The sequence below is a fragment of the Streptomyces sp. NPDC001100 genome (assembly GCF_053598575.1).
Genome location: NZ_JBSFKO010000001.1, coordinates 50,886 through 69,735 on the forward strand (window position 1 = coordinate 50,886; position 18,850 = coordinate 69,735).

15 protein-coding genes are annotated in these 18,850 nt (G+C 69.5%); 3 read left to right on the top strand and 12 right to left on the bottom strand.

Annotated elements, in window-relative coordinates:
• Position 1: 1 nt before the first annotated feature.
• Both ACWDEW_RS00235 and ACWDEW_RS00240 read right to left on the bottom strand, forming a co-directional pair.
• Complete coding sequence (locus tag ACWDEW_RS00235) at positions 2-1,432, bottom strand: hypothetical protein (RefSeq protein ID WP_450508097.1); 1,431 nt, start codon at positions 1,430-1,432, stop codon at positions 2-4.
• 131 nt (positions 1,433-1,563) lie between these two features.
• On the bottom strand, positions 1,564-2,145 hold the full coding sequence (locus ACWDEW_RS00240; protein WP_450508099.1) for a TetR-like C-terminal domain-containing protein: 582 nt from the start codon (positions 2,143-2,145) through the stop codon (positions 1,564-1,566).
• Between the two features lie 124 nt (positions 2,146-2,269).
• Between ACWDEW_RS00240 and ACWDEW_RS00245 the strand changes: the two genes are divergently transcribed.
• From ACWDEW_RS00245 to ACWDEW_RS00255, 3 genes are all read left to right on the top strand, one after another.
• Positions 2,270-3,550, top strand: coding sequence for a YhgE/Pip domain-containing protein (locus tag ACWDEW_RS00245; protein WP_450508101.1), 1,281 nt, complete (start codon positions 2,270-2,272; stop codon positions 3,548-3,550).
• A 65-nt stretch (positions 3,551-3,615) separates the two neighbouring features.
• Positions 3,616-4,224, top strand: coding sequence for an ArsR/SmtB family transcription factor (locus ACWDEW_RS00250; protein WP_450508103.1), 609 nt, complete (start codon positions 3,616-3,618; stop codon positions 4,222-4,224).
• Positions 4,221-5,528, top strand: coding sequence for an MFS transporter (locus ACWDEW_RS00255; RefSeq protein WP_450508105.1), 1,308 nt, complete (start codon positions 4,221-4,223; stop codon positions 5,526-5,528). Before ACWDEW_RS00250 ends, ACWDEW_RS00255 begins: the two co-directional genes overlap by 4 nt.
• A 109-nt stretch (positions 5,529-5,637) precedes the next feature.
• Here ACWDEW_RS00255 and ACWDEW_RS00260 read toward each other — a convergent pair whose 3' ends face one another.
• From ACWDEW_RS00260 to ACWDEW_RS00305, 10 genes are all read right to left on the bottom strand, one after another.
• Positions 5,638-6,444 (bottom strand): ABC transporter permease, encoded by an 807-nt coding sequence (locus ACWDEW_RS00260; RefSeq protein WP_450508107.1) that lies wholly within the window; start codon positions 6,442-6,444, stop codon positions 5,638-5,640.
• Positions 6,444-7,247, bottom strand: a complete 804-nt coding sequence (locus tag ACWDEW_RS00265) for an ABC transporter permease (RefSeq protein ID WP_450508109.1) — start codon at positions 7,245-7,247, stop codon at positions 6,444-6,446. Before ACWDEW_RS00265 ends, ACWDEW_RS00260 begins: the two co-directional genes overlap by 1 nt.
• A gap of 1 nt (position 7,248) precedes the next feature.
• The gene (locus ACWDEW_RS00270) at positions 7,249-8,259 is read right to left on the bottom strand and encodes an ABC transporter ATP-binding protein (protein ID WP_450508111.1); all 1,011 of its coding nucleotides are present in this window, start codon (positions 8,257-8,259) and stop codon (positions 7,249-7,251) included.
• A 34-nt stretch (positions 8,260-8,293) separates the two neighbouring features.
• Positions 8,294-9,466: an MFS transporter gene (locus ACWDEW_RS00275; RefSeq protein WP_450508113.1), complete on the bottom strand. Its 1,173-nt coding sequence runs from the start codon at positions 9,464-9,466 to the stop codon at positions 8,294-8,296.
• The gene (locus tag ACWDEW_RS00280) at positions 9,463-12,339 is read right to left on the bottom strand and encodes a glycoside hydrolase family 2 TIM barrel-domain containing protein (RefSeq protein WP_450508115.1); all 2,877 of its coding nucleotides are present in this window, start codon (positions 12,337-12,339) and stop codon (positions 9,463-9,465) included. Before ACWDEW_RS00280 ends, ACWDEW_RS00275 begins: the two co-directional genes overlap by 4 nt.
• Positions 12,340-12,366: 27 nt before the next feature.
• Positions 12,367-13,236 (bottom strand): carbohydrate ABC transporter permease, encoded by an 870-nt coding sequence (locus tag ACWDEW_RS00285; protein WP_450508117.1) that lies wholly within the window; start codon positions 13,234-13,236, stop codon positions 12,367-12,369.
• Positions 13,233-14,201, bottom strand: a complete 969-nt coding sequence (locus ACWDEW_RS00290) for a carbohydrate ABC transporter permease (RefSeq protein WP_450508119.1) — start codon at positions 14,199-14,201, stop codon at positions 13,233-13,235. Before ACWDEW_RS00290 ends, ACWDEW_RS00285 begins: the two co-directional genes overlap by 4 nt.
• Positions 14,202-14,221: 20 nt before the next feature.
• On the bottom strand, positions 14,222-15,487 hold the full coding sequence (locus ACWDEW_RS00295; protein WP_450508121.1) for an ABC transporter substrate-binding protein: 1,266 nt from the start codon (positions 15,485-15,487) through the stop codon (positions 14,222-14,224).
• Between the two features lie 213 nt (positions 15,488-15,700).
• The gene (locus tag ACWDEW_RS00300; RefSeq protein WP_450508122.1) at positions 15,701-17,557 is read right to left on the bottom strand and encodes a glycoside hydrolase; all 1,857 of its coding nucleotides are present in this window, start codon (positions 17,555-17,557) and stop codon (positions 15,701-15,703) included.
• Between the two features lie 11 nt (positions 17,558-17,568).
• Positions 17,569-18,816 (bottom strand): ROK family transcriptional regulator, encoded by a 1,248-nt coding sequence (locus ACWDEW_RS00305; protein ID WP_450508124.1) that lies wholly within the window; start codon positions 18,814-18,816, stop codon positions 17,569-17,571.
• Positions 18,817-18,850 lie beyond the last annotated feature (34 nt).

The window sequence follows — 18,850 nt, forward strand, 5'->3', positions numbered from 1 at the left end:
CTCACACCAGCCTTGTTCGAGTATCCGGCTGATACATCCATACGGCATGTGCGCGCAGCGCCGAAAGCCCCTGATAGGTCATCCAGATCGGCTGGCGCAGTTCCTCCGTCGTCGTGAACATCGACCCGTCCCGGCTCCAGGACCAGATCCCGTCGGTCTGCGCCGCCCACACCGCTCCCGCCGCCCCGTTCAGCCGCTCCTGCCAGGCATCCTCCAGACCGTCCTGTCGGGCGATCTCCTGGGCACCAGGCGTGAGCAGCGCGCGCACGATCCAACTCGCGGTGAAATGGCGGACGTTCAGCACCTCGTGGTGCGAGGAGTCGTCCGGGTGGCGGCGGCGCACCTCCTCGCGCAGGTTCGCCAGATCGGCGCAGCCGTCGTGCGCGGTCGCCGGGCAGGCCAGCAGCCAGCGCACCCCGTCCTCGCGCGCCGCGCGCTCCACCGGCCCCTCGCCCAGCACCCAGGCCGCCCGGTCCAGGGCGACCACGGCCTGCGCGGTGTGCACGGCGGAGGGCTGGGCGGGAGGACGGACGACGGGCCGGTCCGGATGCGCGGGCCACGGCAGCGTCGACAGCCGGTGGCTCCAGCAGCGGCGGTGCTGGCGCTGCGGGTCGGGGAACGCGCCGTCGACCAGGGCGTCCCGCAGCACGGGAAGGACCGGCGCGTCCGGCGCCGCGCGCAGCAGCCCCCGCATCACGGTGGTCACGACATGGGTCAACGCCCGTCCCGTACTGTCGAGTTCGGGCGTGAAGCCGGCCTCGCAGCGGGCCACCTCGTCCGCCAGCCGCTCCCGGGAGGCCCCTGCCCGGGCCAGCGCGCCCAGCACCATCGCGGTGACCTCCGGGCGGGCCACCGCCCCCTGCGAACGGGCCGACCAGCCGCCGCCCTGCAGCCGCAGTCGCCACAGCGTGTCGATGAGGTCGCCGGTGTGCAGCCGTCCGTCCGGCACGCCCAGGTCCAGCACGATGTGCAGGCCGTACGCCGTCGCCAGCGAGGTCGGCCGGGCCGGGCCGTCCAGCTCCTGGAGGGAGTGCGGCCAGCCGATGAGACGGCCGCGCACCGGGTCGTCGACCTCGGCGACCTGGGCGACGAGGGTGTCGTAGGCAGAGCTGAACACCTGCGGCAGAGGGCCGGGGACGGCCGGTGCCGGGGGAGCGGGGGTGGTGAGCGGTGCGGGGCCGGACGTGCGGGCCCGGAGCAGGGCCGCCGCGAGCCAGGTCATTCCGGCCGTGGCCAGGCCGCTCAGCCCGGAGATCAGGTACTTGGCCGCCGCCCCGTCGATCGAGTCGGGCAGCACCTCGAACAGGAACTGGAACACCGCGTATCCGGCGGCCAGGCACCCGAACCGGCCCAGCCAGCCCACGAACCGGGCCGGCGGACTCCCGCCCTGCGGTACCGGACCGGGCGCTCCCGGCGGTCCCTGCGCTCTCAAGGGACCACGTCCCAGCTGCTGTTGAGACAAGTCGCGCTCCCTCCCCCCAGGGTGGCACGTGGCATTCGCGAAGCTTCCAGTCTAAGTGGTCAGCGATGCGCCTGGGGCGTGGACCGGAACCACCGTCTCCGTCACCCGTCCGGTGCTTCCCGCGGCCAGTGCGTCAACGCCACGTGCAACGCGTCGACCGCCCGCTCCCACGAGCGCCGAACATCACGCGGCGCGCCGAAGCCGCCGGTGGACTCCAGGGCGCAGTAGCCGTGGAACGTGCTGCGCAACAGGCGTACGGCGTCGGTGAGATCGGGTTCCTCCAGGCCGTAGGCGCGCAGCAGGCCGTAGGTGAGCTCGGCGGTGCGGCGCAGGGCGGGGGAGGCGGAGACCAGGGTCTGGTCGACGCGGATCTGGGTGGCCGCGTACCGGCCCGGGTGCTCCAGGGCGTAGGCCCGGTAGGCGTCGGCGAACGCGCCCAGCGCGTCCCGGCCGGAGCGGCCCTCGACCGCCACGGCGATCCGGTCGATCAGCTCACCGCCCGCGAGGAACGCGACCCGGGTGCGCAGGTCCTGGAGGTTCCTGACGTGCGAGTACAGGCTCGCGTCCTTCACACCGAAGGCGCGGGCCAGCGCGGACAGGCTGACGTTCTCGAAGCCGACCTCGTCGGCGAGGTCGGCCGCCGCCGCCACGACACGGTCGGCGGTGAGTCCCGCACGGGGCACGGTGTTCCACCTCTTCTCTGACCTGCGGCAACTGGAGCCCCTAGGACAATAGCCAGTAACAACAGGGGTGCCCCGCGTGTTTTCGCACCCCCGTCACCGGATTCCGCCCCCAGACTTGACCACCATGGACGACGACTCCCCCGCCCCCGCCCCCACCGGCCTCCGCGCCACCGCACTCCTCGGCCGCCCCAAGCTGTGGCTCATCCCCACCGTGCTGACCGGCCTGCTCGCGCTGCTGCTCTCCCTGCTCTACATGGGCGGCATCGTCAACCCCAACCGCGAGCTGCACGATCTGCCCATCGCCCTCGTCAACAGCGACACGGGCAAACCGCTCCCCGGCCAGCAGCAGAACCTGGGCACCCAGATCGCCCACTCCATCGTGACGAACACCAGCAGCCAAGCGGCCGGCTGGAGGCAACTCACGAGAGTCCAGGCCCAGCGGGAACTCGACTCCGGCAAGGTCTACGGCGCTCTGGTCATCCCCGCCGGCTTCACCGACTCCGTCGCCGCGCTCACCACCACGAACGCCACCGCCCGGCCCACGATCACCGTGCTCACCAACCCCGGCAAGGGCAGCCTCGGCTCCTCCCTCGCGAGCAAGATCTCCACGACCGCGGCCCAGCAGGCCTCCCTCACCATCGGCAAACAGCTCACGGCGGCGGCCACGAAGGCCGACTCCACGCAGAAGCTGCTGCTGGCCGACCCGGTGCGGATCGCCACCCAGGTCGGCCACCCCATCGGCAACAACAGCGGCATCGGCCTGACCGCCTTCTACTACACCCTGCTGCTGGTCCTGGCCGGCTTCATGGGCGGCAACGTCATCAGCAACGGCGTCGACACGGCCCTCGGCTACGCCGACAACGAGATCGGCCCCTGGCACACCCGCCGCCCCACGGTCCCGATCAACCGCACCCAGACCCTGCTCCTGAAGATGGTCATGACGGCGGGCATCACCCTCCTCAGCGTCTCCCTGATCATGCTGGCGAGCGTCAGCATCCTCGGCATGGACGCGACCCACCTGCCGCTCCTGTGGATCTACTCCTACTGCGCGGCCCTCGCCGTCGGCCTCGGCGTGCAGGCCATCAACGCCGCGTTCGGCGGGATCGGCCAGCTGGTCTCCATGTTCGTGTTCATCGTCCTGGGCCTGCCGTCCTCCGGCGCCACCGTCCCCCTTCAGGCCGTCCCCGGCTTCTACCGCTTCCTCTCCCACTTCGAGCCCATGCGCCAACTCAGCGACGGAGTACGGGCGATCCTCTACTTCGACGCCCGCGGCGACGCGGGCCTGACCCGCGCCTGGACCATGATCGGGGTCGGTGCGGCCATCGGCCTGCTCTTCGGATTCGCGATGGTCAGGTACTACGACAAGAAGGGGCACAAACGCCTGACGCCGCAGCCGATGGCCTGAAGCTCAACTACGTGGCCAGATCTGAGAGTTGACTGTCAGACTTTCTGAGAGAACACTCTCACATCATGGATTCCGGCAATCGCTTCGGCGACATGGAGATATCCGACCCCAAGACCATGCGGGCGCTGGCCCACCCGGTGCGGCTCGCCATCCTCGAACGCCTTCAGCGCCACGGCCCGGCCACCGCCTCCCGGCTCGCGCCGCACGTGGGTGCCACCCCGTCCGTCACCAGCTGGCATCTGCGCCATCTCGCCGGTTTCGGCCTGGTCCGCGACGCCGAGGGCGGGACGGACCGGCGGGAGCGGCGCTGGGCGGCGGTGGCGCGGGGCTTCCGGTTCGAGGCGGCGCAGGACGAGGAGGGCTGGTCGGCCGCACAGGAGCTGGCCGGGGAGATGTTCGCGCGCAGAGCGGACGTCCCCCTGCGCTGGCTCACCGGGACGGCGCCCGGCCTGGAACCGGAGTGGAGCAGACTCGCCGGGGCGGCCGACACACGGATCACGGTGACGGCGGAGGAACTGGCCGCGCTGAAGGACGCGATGGAGGAACTGATCGCGCCGTACGTCGCCCGCGACCGGGATCGCCGGCCACCCGGCGGCAGGGGCGTCCGCCTGCTGATGTACACCCTGCCGGAGGGCGCCGGGAACGAGGACAGCGAGACGGACACCACCGGATGAAGGGCCGGTGGACACCTCGGCCCGCGCCCGGCTCGCTGTGGCGGGACCGCCGCTTCGTACGGTTCTGGTGCGGCCAGACCGTCTCCCAGCTGGGCGACCGCGTCTCCGAACTGGCCCTGCCCCTCCTGGCGGTTGGCGCACTGCACGCCTCCGCGAACCAGGTCGCCTGGCTGACCGCCCTCGTCTGGACCCCGAACCTCCTCGGCCTGTTCCTGGGCGCCTGGGTCGACCACCGCCCCGGCAAACGCCGACTCATGCTGCTCGCGGACCTGTTCCGCGCCGCGGTACTCCTCACCCTCCCGATCGCCTACGCACTCGACACGGTGACACTGGGTCAGCTCTACGCGGTGGCCCTGCTGACCGGCGCGGCGGCGGTCGTGTTCAACACGGCCTACTCGTCCTACTTCGCGCACCTCGTGCCGCAGACGGCGTACGTCGACGCCAACAGCAAGCTCAGCGCGAGCAGATCGGTGTCCTTCATCGCGGGCCCCGCGATCGGCGGCGGTCTGGTGCAGGCGCTGACGGCACCGGTCGCGGTGATCGCCGACGCGCTGTCGTTCGTCACGTCGGCGATCCTCGTCGGGCGCACCCGCGTCGACGAACCGGCGAACAGCAGCCAGGCATCCGGCCCTTCGCTGCTGCGGCGAGCGCGAGAGGGCCTGGCCTTCGTGATCCACGAGCCCGTCATGCGGGCCGGCCTCCTCTGCGCCACGACCGTCAACTTCTTCACGTTCCTGTCGAGCACGGGTCTGGTGGTGCTGTTCGCCGACCGGGTCCTTCAACTGTCGCCCGGCGCCATCGGGTTGGCGTTCGGAGTGGGTGCGACGGGCGGCCTCCTGGGGGCTGTGGCGGCTCCCGCGCTCACCCGCCGGATCGGCGTGGGCCGCAGCATCGTCATCGGGGCGGTCCTGTACCCGGCGCCCATCGCCCTCATCGCGGCGGCGACCGGCCCGACCTGGGCCCGCCTCGGCACCCTGGGCGCGGCCGAGTTCCTCTCCGCCTTCGGCGTCATGCTCTTCGACGTCAACCTCAACTCGCTCCAGACATCGGTCGTTCCGGACGGGTTGCGGAGCCGGGTGGCCGGGGCGTACAGCACGGTCAACTACGGGGTACGGCCGCTCGGCGCCCTGGTGGGAGGCGGGCTGGCCACGCTGGTCGGCCTCAGGGCGACCCTCGTCGTCGCGGCCGTCGGCGGGGCGCTGTGCGTGCTGTGGCTGCTGCCCTCGCCGATACCGGGGACACGGGTGCTGCGGGAGAGCCCGGACGCCGACGCCGAGATCACGCGTGAGGAATATCGTCGCTGAGTCGTCGCGGGGATGCGCGCCGTCCAACCGCCGTGCGGGGAACCGGGGACGACGAAGACCGGGCCGACCGCGGTCCGCGCCCGTGAGCCGGACGCGGCCGCTGTCGCGGTCACCCGTTCACCCCCGTGTAGTTGCTGAGGCTCCACCGCCACAGCAGCCGCGCTCCGAGATACGTCAGCAGGCCCACGAGGGGTGAGCCCGCCGCCAGCCAGTACGGCACCCCGATGCCGTGGCCGTGCCCGGTCAGTACGGCGGCCGGGAGGAAGGCGACGAACGCGAGCGGAAGGCCGTAGGTGAGGAAGCCGCCCACCGCGCGGGGCAGGACGTTGAGCGGGTAGTTGCCGAAGGTGCCGAGGAGGTCCTCGACCCAGCGGCTCCAGTAGTCCGCGGACGGGAAGCGGAGGGAGGCGGAGGCCACCGTCGTGAAGAGGGCCGCTTCCAGGAGCATGCCGCCGATGAGCGCGGCGATCAGATACGCGACGCGGCCCGCATTCCAGTCCAGGTGGCTGCGGCTGAGCGCGCCCACCATGAGGCCGCCCGCCACCGTGAGGTCGCCGATCGCGTTCGTGGGGAAGTACTCCAGCTGCGCCTGGCGGTGGACCGGCATCGGCCGCACCAGATAGATGTCGATACGGCCCTCCTGGATGTAGCGGCCGAGGCCGTGCATCCGGCCCAGGAACAGCACCATCAGGCCGTGCGCCATCATCCGGGTCGCCGGGATCAGCAGCACGTCCGAGCTGTCCCAGCCGCCCATTCCGGCGAACCGGGTGAGCAGCACCGTCGCGAACACGATCACCGACACCTGCCAGATCGCGCCGATCGCGATCATCAGCAGGAACTCGGTACGGTATTCCAGCTGGGCACGGAAGTTGAGGCGCGTGATGCGCCATGCGATCCGGACGGCTTTCACCCGCATCAACCTCCTTGGGCCACGACTCGGCGGGCGGCACGCCGCCACAGGAACCGGGTGAACAGGGACAGGACCGCCACCCAGGCGGCCTGCAGGGCGAGTTGGGCCCCCGCGTCGGACAGCGGGATCCGGCCCACGTAGATCGACAACGGCACGCTGAGCGTCGCCTGGAACGGCAGGAAGCGGCTCATCGTGATGAACCAGTCCGGGAAGAACCACAGCGGCGCGTACACACCGGACAGCAGGTTCTGCGCGAAGATCAGGATGAGCATCGCGGCCCCGTTGCGGAGCGTCCAGAAGCACAACTGGTCGATGAGGAGCATCACGTAGTGGAGGACGAGCTGGCCCAGCAGCATGCTCAGCGCGAACACCCCCGCCACGGCAGGTGACTTGGGCGGCGCCACCACTCCGGACGCGAGACAGACGACATATCCCGTCAGCGCCCACGCCAGCCCGTACATCTGCTCGCCGAACGCCCGCAGCGCGTAGTAGCGCTGGGGCGGCAGCGGGCGCAGATACCAGTAGATGATCGTGCCGAAGTGTATGTGCTGCAGGACCGTGTCCCGCCCCGCGTACTGGTCCAACTCCCGCAGCCGGGAGGCGAGTACGGCCAGTACGGCGTACGTCACCGCCTGGTCGCCGGTGAGTCCCGCGGTGGTGCCGGTCTGGGAGTACAGGCCGCGCCACAGGGACGCCACCAGCACGATCTGCACCGTCAGCCGGAGCAGGGCGGCGGTGATACGGGGCGGGGCGAGGAGTTCGCCGAGCGGGGTGACACGGGCGGCGCGCCAGGCGTGCAGGGCGGCCATCTCAGGTCTCCTCGGAGCGCGGGCCGGCCTGGACGTACGCGGCCCGCATCACGTCCTCCAACTCCGCCTCGTCCATGGCGACTTCGGTCACCTCGTACCGTTCGATGACCTGCTTCAGCGCCTGGTGGACGGTCGGCCCCTCGGTCCCCTCCGGGCCGAAGACCACCTGTGGTCCGTCCCGCCGCACCACCGCGATGCCCGGCAGCGGTACGACCTCGGCGTGCGTGTCGGTGAGCGTCGCCCGGATCTGCCAGGTCGAGCCGAACTTCCGGCGGATCTCGTCGAGCGTGCCGTCCAGCACCAGCCGGCCGTGGTTGATGAGGACGACCCGCTCGGCGAGCCGGGCCACCTCGGTCATGTCGTGCGTGGTCAGCAGGACCGTACGGCCGCGCTCCTCCACCTGATGGCGCAGGAACTCGCGGACCTGCTCCTTCACCACCACGTCCATCCCGATGGTCGGCTCGTCGAGGAAGACGACCGGCGGATCGTGCAGCAGCGCGGCGGCCAGGTCGCAGCGGACCCGCTGGCCGAGGGAGAGATGGCGCACCCGGGTGTCCCAGAAACTGGACAGTTCGAGGAGGTCGTCGAACTCCCGCAGCCGGGCCGCATGTTGGGCCTTCGGCACCTCGTAGATGTCCCGCAGGATCGCGAACGACTCGCGCACCGGCAGGTCCCACCACAACTGGGTGCGCTGCCCGAACACCGCCCCGATGTTGCGGGCGTTGCGCTCCCGCTCCTGGTACGGCACCACACCCGCGACCCGGGCCTCCCCGGAGGTGGGCGTGAGAATCCCGGTGAGGATCTTGATGGTGGTGGACTTGCCGGCGCCGTTCGGGCCCAGCAGGGCGAGGAGTTCACCCGGGGCGACGTCGAACGAGACGTCGGAGACGGCGTACTTGGGCACGCGGTCCGGATTGACGAGAGAGCGCAGCCCGCCGACGAAACCGGGGCGGCGCACGGTGGTGTGGAAGGTGCGGGACAACCCCCGGACCTCGATGCTGCTCGCGTTCACTCGGTCAGCCTTCGCGTGAGCAGGAACAGGGCCTTCATGATGCGGACCTCCTCGTCAGTCGGATCAGCCGGAGCGTCGCCAGCAGCGACGCGCCCGACAACGCGGTCAACAGCCAGGGCACCGCGTGGATCCCGGAGGCCTCGATCCCGACACCGAGCAGCGGCGGAGCCGCCACCCCGCCGACGTTCGAGGCCGCGATCACCCACGCCCCGGCGCGCTCGGCCTGGGGAAGCGCTCGGGTGAGCCAGGCGAAGCCCGTCGGGAAGACCGGTGCGATGAACAAGCCAACACCGGCGTACGCGACCGGTGCCACTCCTTTAACCAGCGTCAACAGCAGACACACCGTCATCCCGGCCGCGCACACCGTGAGGATGCGCTCGGCGGAGTAGCGCAGGGTGACCGGTACGACGAGGAAGCGGCCCGCCGTCATCATCAGCCAGTAGACGGAGGTCGCCGACGCGGCCACGGTCGCCGTGTATCCGACCGTCTCCAGATGCGTGGGCTCCCAGCCGCCGACGCTCGCCTCGACCGCCACGTTGAGGATGTAGAGCACCAGGAAGCCGACGAGAACCCGGGACAGGCCGAGCCCGCTGCCGTTCGCCGTCGCCGATGACCCGTCAGATGAACGTGTACGTACGCCACTTGCGCCCGCCGGCACCAACACCGCCGCCAGTACCGCGCACGCCCCGAACGCGTACGGGTAGTCGTCCGGACCGAGTAGGGCGACCACCGCCGGGCCGAGTACCGCGCCGATGCCGAAGTGCGCGTTGAGCACGTTCAGCATGGCGGTGGAACGGTCGCCGAAGCCGACGGCGAAGAGCTGGTTGAGGCCGTAGTCGATGCCGCCGAAGCCGAGGCCGCCGAGGAAGGCGGCGGCGAGCGCGAGAGGCCAGTTCGGGGCGAGCGCGAAGCCCGCGCCACCCGCGGCCATCAGGCCGTAACCCCACGCCAACAGTGCCCTGTTGCTGATCCGGGAGTGGATCCCGTTGAAGGCGAGGACTCCGGCGACCCCGCCCGCGAAGTGCAGACTCAGGCCGAGACCGGCGCCGGACGGGGAGAGCCCGAACTCGTGGCGCAGTCCCGGTATCGCGGGGCCGTAGAGGGCCTGGAGCATGCCGATGAGGACGAAGCCGACGCAGGACGCGACCGCGGCCGACCGGCTGAAGATCCGGTCGGCCGCGGCCGATTTCACGACGGTGCCGGTCAACTGGTCTCCGGGGCTCGCGAGAACGCGGCTTCCGAGAACACGAAGGAGAATTCCGCGGGTTCGGCGTCGAGGAAGTACTGCGGGAGCGGACCCGGGCCGCAGGACTGCGAGCCGATGCCGTGCTGGCCGTGGTCGAGGTTCACCCACACCGTGTCGCCGGGCGTGAGATCGGTGCGGTGGGCGGCGGCGTCCAGCTGTTCCGTCGTCCAGCGGCGGGCCGTGAACCAGAACTCCGGGTCGCCGTCGATCCGCAGCCCGCCGATCTCCGCCCAACGGACGTCGGCGCGGGCGCCGTTCTCCTGCGGGCGGACGTAGGGGGTCTGGAGGCCGTCCACCGTGGACTCCCAACGGCCCAGCTGCGAAGCCGACTTGGTGTCCGGATAGCCCTCACCGGGACCGCCGCCGAACCACCTGACCCGGTCCGCGCTCGCGTCGATTCCGAACCGGACGCCCAGGCGGGGAAGCGGGAAGGTCCAGTCGCCCTCCGGCCGCACGGACACGGTCAGCCGCAGCCGCGAACCGTCCGAGGTCCAGCGGTACACCGTGGCGAGCCCGATCTCCCAGGCGGCGGGCGCCACCCGGGTGCGTACGGTCAGTGCGTCCTCGCCCAACTCCACGCCGTCCAGGCGGTGTCGCATCCGGTGCAGTCCGAACGTGCGCCAGAGCTGCCCGTGGCGGATGTCCGTCTGCCAGGACGCGCCGTCGTCGTTGTCGGTGGTCGCCCGCCACACGTCCAGGCGGAGACCGGTGACGTCCACCGCGCCGATCGACTTCAACGCGCCCGTACGGGCGTCGAAGGAGGCCGGGCCGAGAGTGATCCGCCGCTCGCCGGGGACGGGCCCGGCGGTGGCCGAGACGTACGGCAACGGCCGTGCCGTGACCGGGATCTGGCCCCAGCCCACCACATGGCCGGCCGGCGCCCACGCGGTGTCGGCCGCCAGCGACGCCCGTACGGTCCACCGGGATTCGGCGCCGTCGGACTCCACGGGCGGTGCGGGCAGCTTCACGTCGGCCGACTCGCCGGGCGCGAGCGGCGGCACCGTCAGCGGGCCCGACTCGACGGTCTCGCCGTCCACTTGGTAGGACCACTGGAAGGCGAATGCGGACAGGTCGGCGAAGTCGTGCTTGTTGGTGACCCGTACGGAGCCGTCGGAGCCGTCGACGGAGACCGGCTCGATGACCTTCTTGAACTCGATCAGGCCGGGTGAGGGGACACGGTCCGGGAAGAGCAGTCCGTCGCAGACGAAGTTCCCGTCGTGCAGCTCCTCGCCGAAGTCGCCGCCGTACGCGAAGCCGTGGCGCTCGTCCTTGATGCCGTGGTCGATCCACTCCCAGATGAAACCTCCCTGGAGCCGGTCGTACGACTCGAAGAGGCGCTGGTAGTCGGCGAGTCCGCCGGGGCCGTTGCCCATGGCGTGCCCGTACTCGCAGAGGATGAAGGGGAGCCCGCGGCGCTTGTGGGTGCCGCCGTCGAGTTCCCGGCCGATGTGCTCGACCTCGGCGTGGGAGGCGTACATCCGTGAATAGACGTCCGTGTCACGGCAGTTGATGTCGCCCTCGTAGTGGACCAGGCGTGAGCGGTCACGGCCGTGGATCCACTCGGCCATCGCGGTGAGGCCGCGGCCGGTGCCGGCCTCGTTTCCGAGGGACCAGATGACGACGGAGGGGTGGTTCTTGTCGCGCTCCACCATGCGCGCGGCGCGGTCGAGGAGGGCCGGAGTCCAGCGGTCGTCGTCAACGGGGTTGTCGCGCCAGGCCTGTTCGGTGAAACCGTGGGTTTCCAGGTCGCACTCGTCGATGACCCACAGGCCGTACTCGTCGCACAGGTCGAGGAAGGCCGGGTGCGGCGGATAGTGGGAGGTGCGGACGGCGTTGATGTTGTGCCGCTTCATCAGCAGCACGTCCTCGCGCATGGTCTCCAGGTCGAGGGCGCGGCCCTTCTCAGGGTGCCACTCGTGGCGGTTGACGCCCTTGAAGAGGACCGCCTTCCCGTTGACCTTGATCAGACCGTCGGAGAGTTCGACGGTCCGGAAGCCGATGCGCAGTGGGACGCGTTCGCCCTCGGTGGTCAGCAACCCGTCGTAGAGGTACGGGGTTTCGGCCGTCCACGGCCGCACCGACACGGTGACGGACTCGCCGGTGGCGACATCGATGTCCAGGGCGGGCACGGTGATCCGGCCGTCCACGTCGGAGTCGACGCGCAGGGTGCCCGCACCCCCGAGGTGGTCGTAGGAGGCGTGCACGAAGAAGTCGAGGGCGCTGCCCGGCGGGCGGTGCAGCAGGGTGACGTCACGGAAGATGCCCGGCAGCCACCACTGGTCCTGGTCCTCCAGGTACGAGCCCGCCGACCACTGGTGGACACGGACGGCGAGCACGTTGCCGCTCGGCTTGAGCAGGTGTCCGACCGCGAACTCGTGCGGCAGCCGCGAGCCCTTGAACTCGCCGATGTCCGTGCCGTTCAGCCAGACGCGGGCGCAGGACTCCACGCCGTCGAAGCGCAGCACGGCTCCGCCGTCCGAGGGCCACCCGGACGGCAGGTCGAAGACGCGCAGGTGGTCGCCGGTCGGGTTCTCGGTCGGGACGTGCGGCGGGTCGACCGGGAAGGGGTAGAGGTGGTTGGTGTAGATGGGGGAGCCGTGTCCTTGCAGGACCCAGTGGCCGGGGACCGTGACCTCGGCCCAGTCCCCGGCGTCGTAGCCCTCCTCGGCGAACGAGTCGTCCTCGGCGTCGGCCGTCGCCGACACACGGAGGCGCCAACTGCCGTTCAGTGACAGTGACTTCGCGTCCGAGGACGCGTAGCGGGCGCGGGGCGGGAGGGCTCCGCTGCCCGGGGAGACGTCCTCGATGTAGTCGGCGGCGGTGCTGGAAGTCATCGGTCTCCAGGTCGTGAGATGCGGGTGTCAGCCCTTGATGCCGGTCTGCGCGATGCCCTGGACCAGCCAGCGCTGAAGGAAGAGGAACACGAAGACCAGGGGCAGGATGGAAACTGCGGTGGCCATGAAGATGAGATGGAAGTTGACGGTCTGGTTCGTCATGAACGACGACAGGGCGATCTGCACGGTCCAGGAGTCCGGGTCCTGGCCGATGACCAGCGGCCACAGGAAGGCGTTCCAGCCGCTGATGAAGGTGATCGTGGCGATCGCCGCGAAGAAGTTCAGCGAGTTGGGTACGACGATCCGCCAGTACGCGCCCCAGTAACCGAGTCCGTCCACGCGCGCCGCCTCCTCCAACTCCTTGGGGAACCCAAGGAAGTACTGCCGGAAGAGGAAGCAGGTGAAACCACTGAAGAGGCCCGGGATGATGAGGCCCCGGTAGGTGTCGACCCAGCCGAGGGACGAGACGAGGACGAAGCTCGGCACGAAGGTGACGGCCGTCGGCACCATCAGGGTCGCCAGGACGAGGTAGAAGACCTTGTTGGAGTGCTTGTACGGGATGCGAGCCAGGCCGTAGCCGGCCAGCGAGCAGACCAGCAGGGTGCCCACGGTCATGAGGACCGCGACGACCGTGGAGTTCCACAGGGCGCGGCCGAACTGGACGGTCTGGTCGTCGAAGAGTTCGGAGATGTTGCCCCACTGGAAGGAGGGGAGGAGCTTCCAGTTCTCGCCGGTGATCTCCGGGTCCGTGGAGAGGGCGTTGCGGAGGATCAGGTAGAAGGGGATCAGGAAGAGCAGGGCGGCGATGCCGACGGCGAGGTACAGGCCCGTGTTGCCGAGGACGCTCCCACGCTTCTTGCCGCGGTTCTTGCCCAACTGTGGTGCGGTGGAGGTCACTTGGACTCCTCCCCCCTTCCGAAGCCCATGATCCTGCCCTGGGCGAGGGTGACGATGCAGATCAGCAGCGACAGGATGACCGCGCCCGCGCTGCCGGCGCCGTAGTCCTGGTTGGTGCCGAGGGCCGCCTTGTACAGCTCCATGAGCGGTGTCTGGGCCCAAGTGGCCTTGGTGCTGATGATGTTGAAGAACTCGTCGAAGGCCTGGTATGCGGCGACGAGCAGCAGCAGGACCACCGCCGTGGAGGTGGCGCGGAGTTGGGGCAGCGTGATGTACCGGAAGGTCTGCCAGCCGCGCTTGGCGCCGTCGATCTCGGCGGCCTCGTACAGCTCGGCCGGGATGTTCTGGAGCGCCGCCAGGAACAGGATCATGTAGAAGCCGGCCTGGATCCACAGCCGCAGGCTCACGATGACCAGCCAGTACCAGGGCGGGCTGGGGTTCGCCAGATAGGCGATGTTGTCGACGCCGAACCAGCCGAGGACGGTGTTCATCAGGCCGAAGCGGACGCCGCTGAAGATGGACATCTTCCAGATCAGCGCGGCGGCGACGTACGACACGGCGGTCGGCAGGAAGAACACCGACCGGAAGAACGCCCGCATGAACCGCAGTTGGTTGACCAGCAGGGCCAGACCCAGTGACAGCGCCCAGGTGGTCGGCACGATGAACACGGCGAACACCGTGAACGTCAGCAGCGAGTCGGGGAAGTTGCTGTTGGTCAGGATCTGCTTGTAGTTGTCGAAGCCGATGAAATGGCTCGGTGTGACGGTGTAGCGGGCGTCGAAGAAGCTGAGCCAGATGCTCCATCCGATGGGGACGAAGACGAAGATCACCAGGCCGATGAGGAACGGGCCGGTGAAGAGCCAGAAGTTCAGGGTGGCGTTGGACCGCAGGCCCCGCCGCGGCCGGGACTTGGAGGTCTCGGCCGCGGCGGCCTGGGCGACCCCGCGCGTGGTGGTGGTCGACATCTCGGGTTCCGTCCGCCGGCCTATCCGAACAGCTTCTTGAGCTCGACGTTGACCTTCTTGTCGCAGGCGTCGAGCGCGGCTTCCGGGTTGCCGTTCTTGCGGATCGAGTTCGCGATCACGTCGGCGAACGCGGTCTGCATGGTCTGGTCGTAGGCGATGTTGTCGAAGTGGCCGTAGTCCGTGAAGAGCTTGACGCCCTCGGCGGGCAGACCGGACTTGAGCTTGGTGGCTCCTGCGGCGATCGAGGTGCGCGGCGGGATGTGGAAGCCGTAGGAGGTCGCCCAGTCCTCCTGGTACTTCTTCTGGTCGATCCACAGCCACTTGACGTAGGCCTTGGCCGCCTCGACGTTGTCGCCCTTGGCATTGACGAACATCGACCAACCGCCGTTGTAGACCGACTGCTTGCCCTTGCTGCCGATGCTCGGGAAGGGGAAGATCCCCAGGTCGTCGCCGAGTGCCTGCTGCATCGCCGGCATGGACCACATGCCGCCCCACTGGATGGCGCACAGGCCCTGGTTGAGCGAGGACGGGTCCCAGAAGTCGGTCGGCGCGTCGAGCAGCACATGGCCGCTGGTGAACAGCTGACGGAGCTTCTTGAGGCCCTCGACGACCCCGTCCGTGTGGTACGCGATCTGGTTGTTCGCGTCGATCGTGTCGGCGCCCGCCGACCAGATGATCGGGTTCTGGACCGCGGTGAAGTCGTTGCCGAGGTAGGCGCCCTTTACCTTGCTCGTGGTGAGCTTGGCGGCGGCCTCCAGCAACTCGTCGAGCGTGGTGGGGACGTCGACCTTGGCCTTCTCCAGCATCGACTTGCGGTAGTAGAAGAACTGCGGGTCGTCGATCATCCGGATCCCGTAGATCTTCCCGTCCACCGTGTGCGACTTGATGTCGGCCGGGTTGAAGTCGTCCTTGACCGGATCGATGATGTCGCTCAGGTCGGCCACCTGGCCGCTCTTGACCAGCTGCAGCTGCGGGTGGAACTCGAAGACGTCCGGCGCCTGCTTGGTGAGCAGGGACGAGAAGAGCTTGGCCTCGAAGTTGTTGCCGGTGATCCAGTTCGTGGTCACATTGGCCTTGGTGTACGCCTTCGCGTACCGCTTGATGGCCTGTTCCGTGCCCGCCTCGCCGTACGCGTGGAAGTACTGGACGAGGTTCTTGCCCGAACCGGAGCCCCCGCCCCGCCCGTTGTTGCCACCGCACGCGGCCAGCGTGCCGGCCGCGGCCATCCCCGCCGCCGCCCGGAATATCGATCGGCGGGACCAGTTGCTGTTGCTCATTGCCGACATGGTGACGTCCTTGTCTCTCGCGCGGCTGCGGCTTCACGGCTCAGCTGCCCGTGGCTGAAATCGAGGTGCGGTGCGGGACGTTAACCTTCGCCTAAGGCTTCGGCAAGGGGTTGGACGAAGTCTGTTCGAAGCGTTGCGCAACGTTCGGAATACCGGACGTGACGAAGGTGCGGGCCGCCGCGCAGTCGGCCCGCACCAGGTGTCAGGTGGCCATCAGACCTTCGACCAGGCCTCGTTGGACCCGCCGTTGCAGCTGTAGAGGATCACTTTGCTGCCGTCCGCCGTCGCCTGACCGCTCACGTCGAGACACTTCCCGGACGCCTCGCTGAGGATCTGCCCGTTGGCGTTCAACAGCCACCGCTGGCCGGGATCAGCCGTGAAGTCGGCGGTGGTCGTCAGCCCCGAACTCCCCACCGTCAGATAGCCGTTGGCCCCTTTCAGGCCACCCTTCGCGTCGTACGACCAGGTCTGCCCCGCCCCGCCCGAGCAGGTGGCGATCGCGGCCCCGGAGGCGTCCGCCGTCAGGCACTTCCCGGACTGGCTGCCCTGGAGGGCACCGGTGACGGCCGTCGAACTCCCTTGGCCCTTGCGGGGTTTCTGGTCGAGGACGTACGTCGTGATCGAGCGGGCGGCGAGGGTCGTGGAGACCGTGGAGCCGTTCACGTCCGGCTTGGCGACCTTCGCCCAGTTCTCCGTGGCCGAGGTCCGCACGGCTTGCGTCGCCCGCACCGGCGTCCTGCTGTTGAAGTGCAGGCTGAGCGAAGTGTCCGTGGTGTTCTGGTTGTTGACCACGACGACCCACTTGCCGTCCCGCTCGTAGGAGGTCACCTCGACACCGCTCGGCGCGCCCGTCACGTTGTGCGCGACGGAGCCCGGTCGTACGAACTTGCTGTACTGGCCGAGCGCGTAGTACCGCTTGGTGAAGTACAGGGTCTGGTTGCCGTCCGTCGCGTAGTCGGGGTCGTAGTAGATCAGCCCGTCGTTCCAGCCGACGTCGTTGCGCGCGGCCGGGTCGGTGCCGTAGCCGCTGGCGAGGGCCACCCACCACTGGAACGCCGAGTCGTGTGCGCTCGCGAAGTCCTTGTACATGATCCGGGACATCAGCAGGGCGTTGTCGATCGTCGGGTCGTACTCCTGGTTCCAGCCCGTGGTGCCCTTGCCGAAGCAGCAGATCTCGGTGGCCCAGGAGGGCTTGCCGACCGTCCTCGCCGTCTCGTAGACATTGCCCAACTGGCCGTCGTTCGGGTTGTTGTACGTGTGGTGCGCCAGCTCGGACACGTACTGGGCGGTGTCCGGCTGCGCGATCCACCGCGGGACCTCGGTGCTGAAGCTCACCGTGCTGCTCGACTCGTCGGCGATGATGCCGGTCTGCTGCTTCCGGGCCCGCTGCTCGGCGCCCAGCGCCCGCACGATGTCGTCGCGCTGGTCGACGGTGACCTGCATGCCCTCCTGGCCGCAGTCGCCGAAGTTGTTGTTCGGCTCGTTGAAGGGGCTGATGTAGTCGAACTTCGCGCCCTGCTTCGCGAAGTGGGCGGTGACGTCGGCGATGTACTTCGCGTAGTCGCCCTCGTTCTCCGCCTTCAACTGCCCGCCGCAGCTCTGCCCGTTGGTCGTCCACTGCGCGGGCGCGCTGTTGACGAAGCCGATCAGGTCCTGGACGCCGTACTTCGCCGCGTACCTGAGGAACCTCTGCCCGCCCTTGTCCTTGCTCCAGTCGTAGGTGCCGTCGGCGTTCAGGAAGTCCTGGGCGGCACGGGCCGGAGTGGTGACGGCCGTGCCTCCGCCGCCGATGTTGTAGCGGTACGACGAGAGGTCCAACCCCTTCGCGGAGAAGAGGAGTTGGGCCACCCGGGCCTGCACCTCGGGCTTGAAGTACTGGAGGTCGTTGACCCACCAGGCGCCGGACGCGCCGATGTTGTCGATGGTCTGGGCCGCGTGGGGGGAGACTTCCGCCGGTGCGACGCCCTCGGCGTTCGCGGGCGGCGCGGATATCAGGGCCCCGGTGACGGCGAGCGCGGCTGCCGCTGTCGCGAGGATCGATCTCCTGGGGTGGGACTGAGTCACGTGCATCCCTTCCGTCGTCATGAAGGTGGCGCGGTACGGCTCCTTGCCTGGGTGGTGCGGTTCTTTCCGTTCCTCTGCCCCACCGACTGAAGTGCCCCTTCGAGTGCGAACGTTGCCGCTCCCAGGCAGGCCGGGTCGGTGGGGATGGGGGAGAGGACGATCTCGGTGGCGGCGAACGGCCGCCCGAGCGCGTGCCGTTGCACGGCCTCGCGCACTTCGTGCAGCAGCGGATCGCCGAGCTTGCGGGCGACCCAGCTGCTGAGCACGACCACTTCGGGGTTGAGGACGTTGACCAGGTTGGCGATGCCCGCGCCGATGTAACGGGCGGTCTCCCGTACGACCTTGAGAGCCACGGGGTCGTTCGCGGCCACACCGTGGGCCAGCGCGTCGATGGTGGCCGTCTGATCCTCGGGGTGCAGCAGCGGGCTCTGCGGGCTCAACTCCCGCAGGTTCAGCATGATTCCGGGCGCGCCGACATAGGCCTCGACACAGCCGTGGTTGCCGCAGCGGCACAGCCGCCCGTCCAGGACGAGCGTGGTGTGACCCCACTCGCCGGCACTGTTGCTCACCCCCCGGTACAGCCCGCCGCCCAGCGCGAGCCCGGCGCCGACCCCGGTCCCGAGGTTGACCACCACGGCGTCCCCGCGCCCGCGCGCCGCGCCGAACCACATCTCGGCGACCGCGCCGGCCCGCAGTGGATTGTCCAGGTAGAGCGGGTAGGCGATGACCTCGGAGAGCAGGTCGAGCAACGGCACGTCGTGCCAGTCCCAGTTGGGCGCGTACTCCGAGATGCCGGTCTTGCGGTCCACCTGGCCCGGGACGCTCACCCCGACGCCGAGGACCCGGGCCGCCTCGACACCGGCCTGCGCGACCACCGAGCCGACGGCGGCGGCGACATGGCCGACCACCTGCTCCGGACGGCTCTCGCCGGGCCGCATGTCCTCGTCGGCGCGGGCGAGGACGTTCAACGCCAGGTCGAACAGCTCGACATGGACGTAGGTCTCCGCGATGTCGACACCGATCAGCGCGCCCCCCGACGCGTTGACCGCCACGAGACCCCGGGGGCGGCCACCCGCCGAGTCCTCGAACCCGACCTCGGTGATCATCCGCAGGTCCAGCAGCTCACCGACCAGCGTGGCCACCGTGGCCAGGCTCAGCCCGGTCGCGGCGGCCAACTCCTGCCGGGAAGTGGGGGATTCGGCAATGATCTGACGCAGCACCTCGTAGCGGTTCGCGGTACGGATGTCGCGTGATGTGCGCTTCACCGGAGGTGCCCCCACCCTTTGTGCGGTCATGCCG

What these genes read in the sequence shown, in the direction of transcription:
- ACWDEW_RS00265 (WP_450508109.1), bottom strand. Translation starts at nt 7,247, where the DNA reads ATGGCCGCCCTGCACGCCTGGCGCGCCGCCCGTGTCACCCCGCTCGGC.
- ACWDEW_RS00245 (WP_450508101.1), top strand. Translation starts at nt 2,270, where the DNA reads ATGGACGACGACTCCCCCGCCCCCGCCCCCACCGGCCTCCGCGCCACC.
- ACWDEW_RS00300 (WP_450508122.1), bottom strand. Translation starts at nt 17,557, where the DNA reads ATGCACGTGACTCAGTCCCACCCCAGGAGATCGATCCTCGCGACAGCG.
- ACWDEW_RS00280 (WP_450508115.1), bottom strand. Translation starts at nt 12,339, where the DNA reads ATGACTTCCAGCACCGCCGCCGACTACATCGAGGACGTCTCCCCGGGC.
- ACWDEW_RS00260 (WP_450508107.1), bottom strand. Translation starts at nt 6,444, where the DNA reads ATGCGGGTGAAAGCCGTCCGGATCGCATGGCGCATCACGCGCCTCAAC.
- ACWDEW_RS00290 (WP_450508119.1), bottom strand. Translation starts at nt 14,201, where the DNA reads ATGTCGACCACCACCACGCGCGGGGTCGCCCAGGCCGCCGCGGCCGAG.
- ACWDEW_RS00295 (WP_450508121.1), bottom strand. Translation starts at nt 15,487, where the DNA reads ATGTCGGCAATGAGCAACAGCAACTGGTCCCGCCGATCGATATTCCGG.
- ACWDEW_RS00250 (WP_450508103.1), top strand. Translation starts at nt 3,616, where the DNA reads ATGGATTCCGGCAATCGCTTCGGCGACATGGAGATATCCGACCCCAAG.
- ACWDEW_RS00255 (WP_450508105.1), top strand. Translation starts at nt 4,221, where the DNA reads ATGAAGGGCCGGTGGACACCTCGGCCCGCGCCCGGCTCGCTGTGGCGG.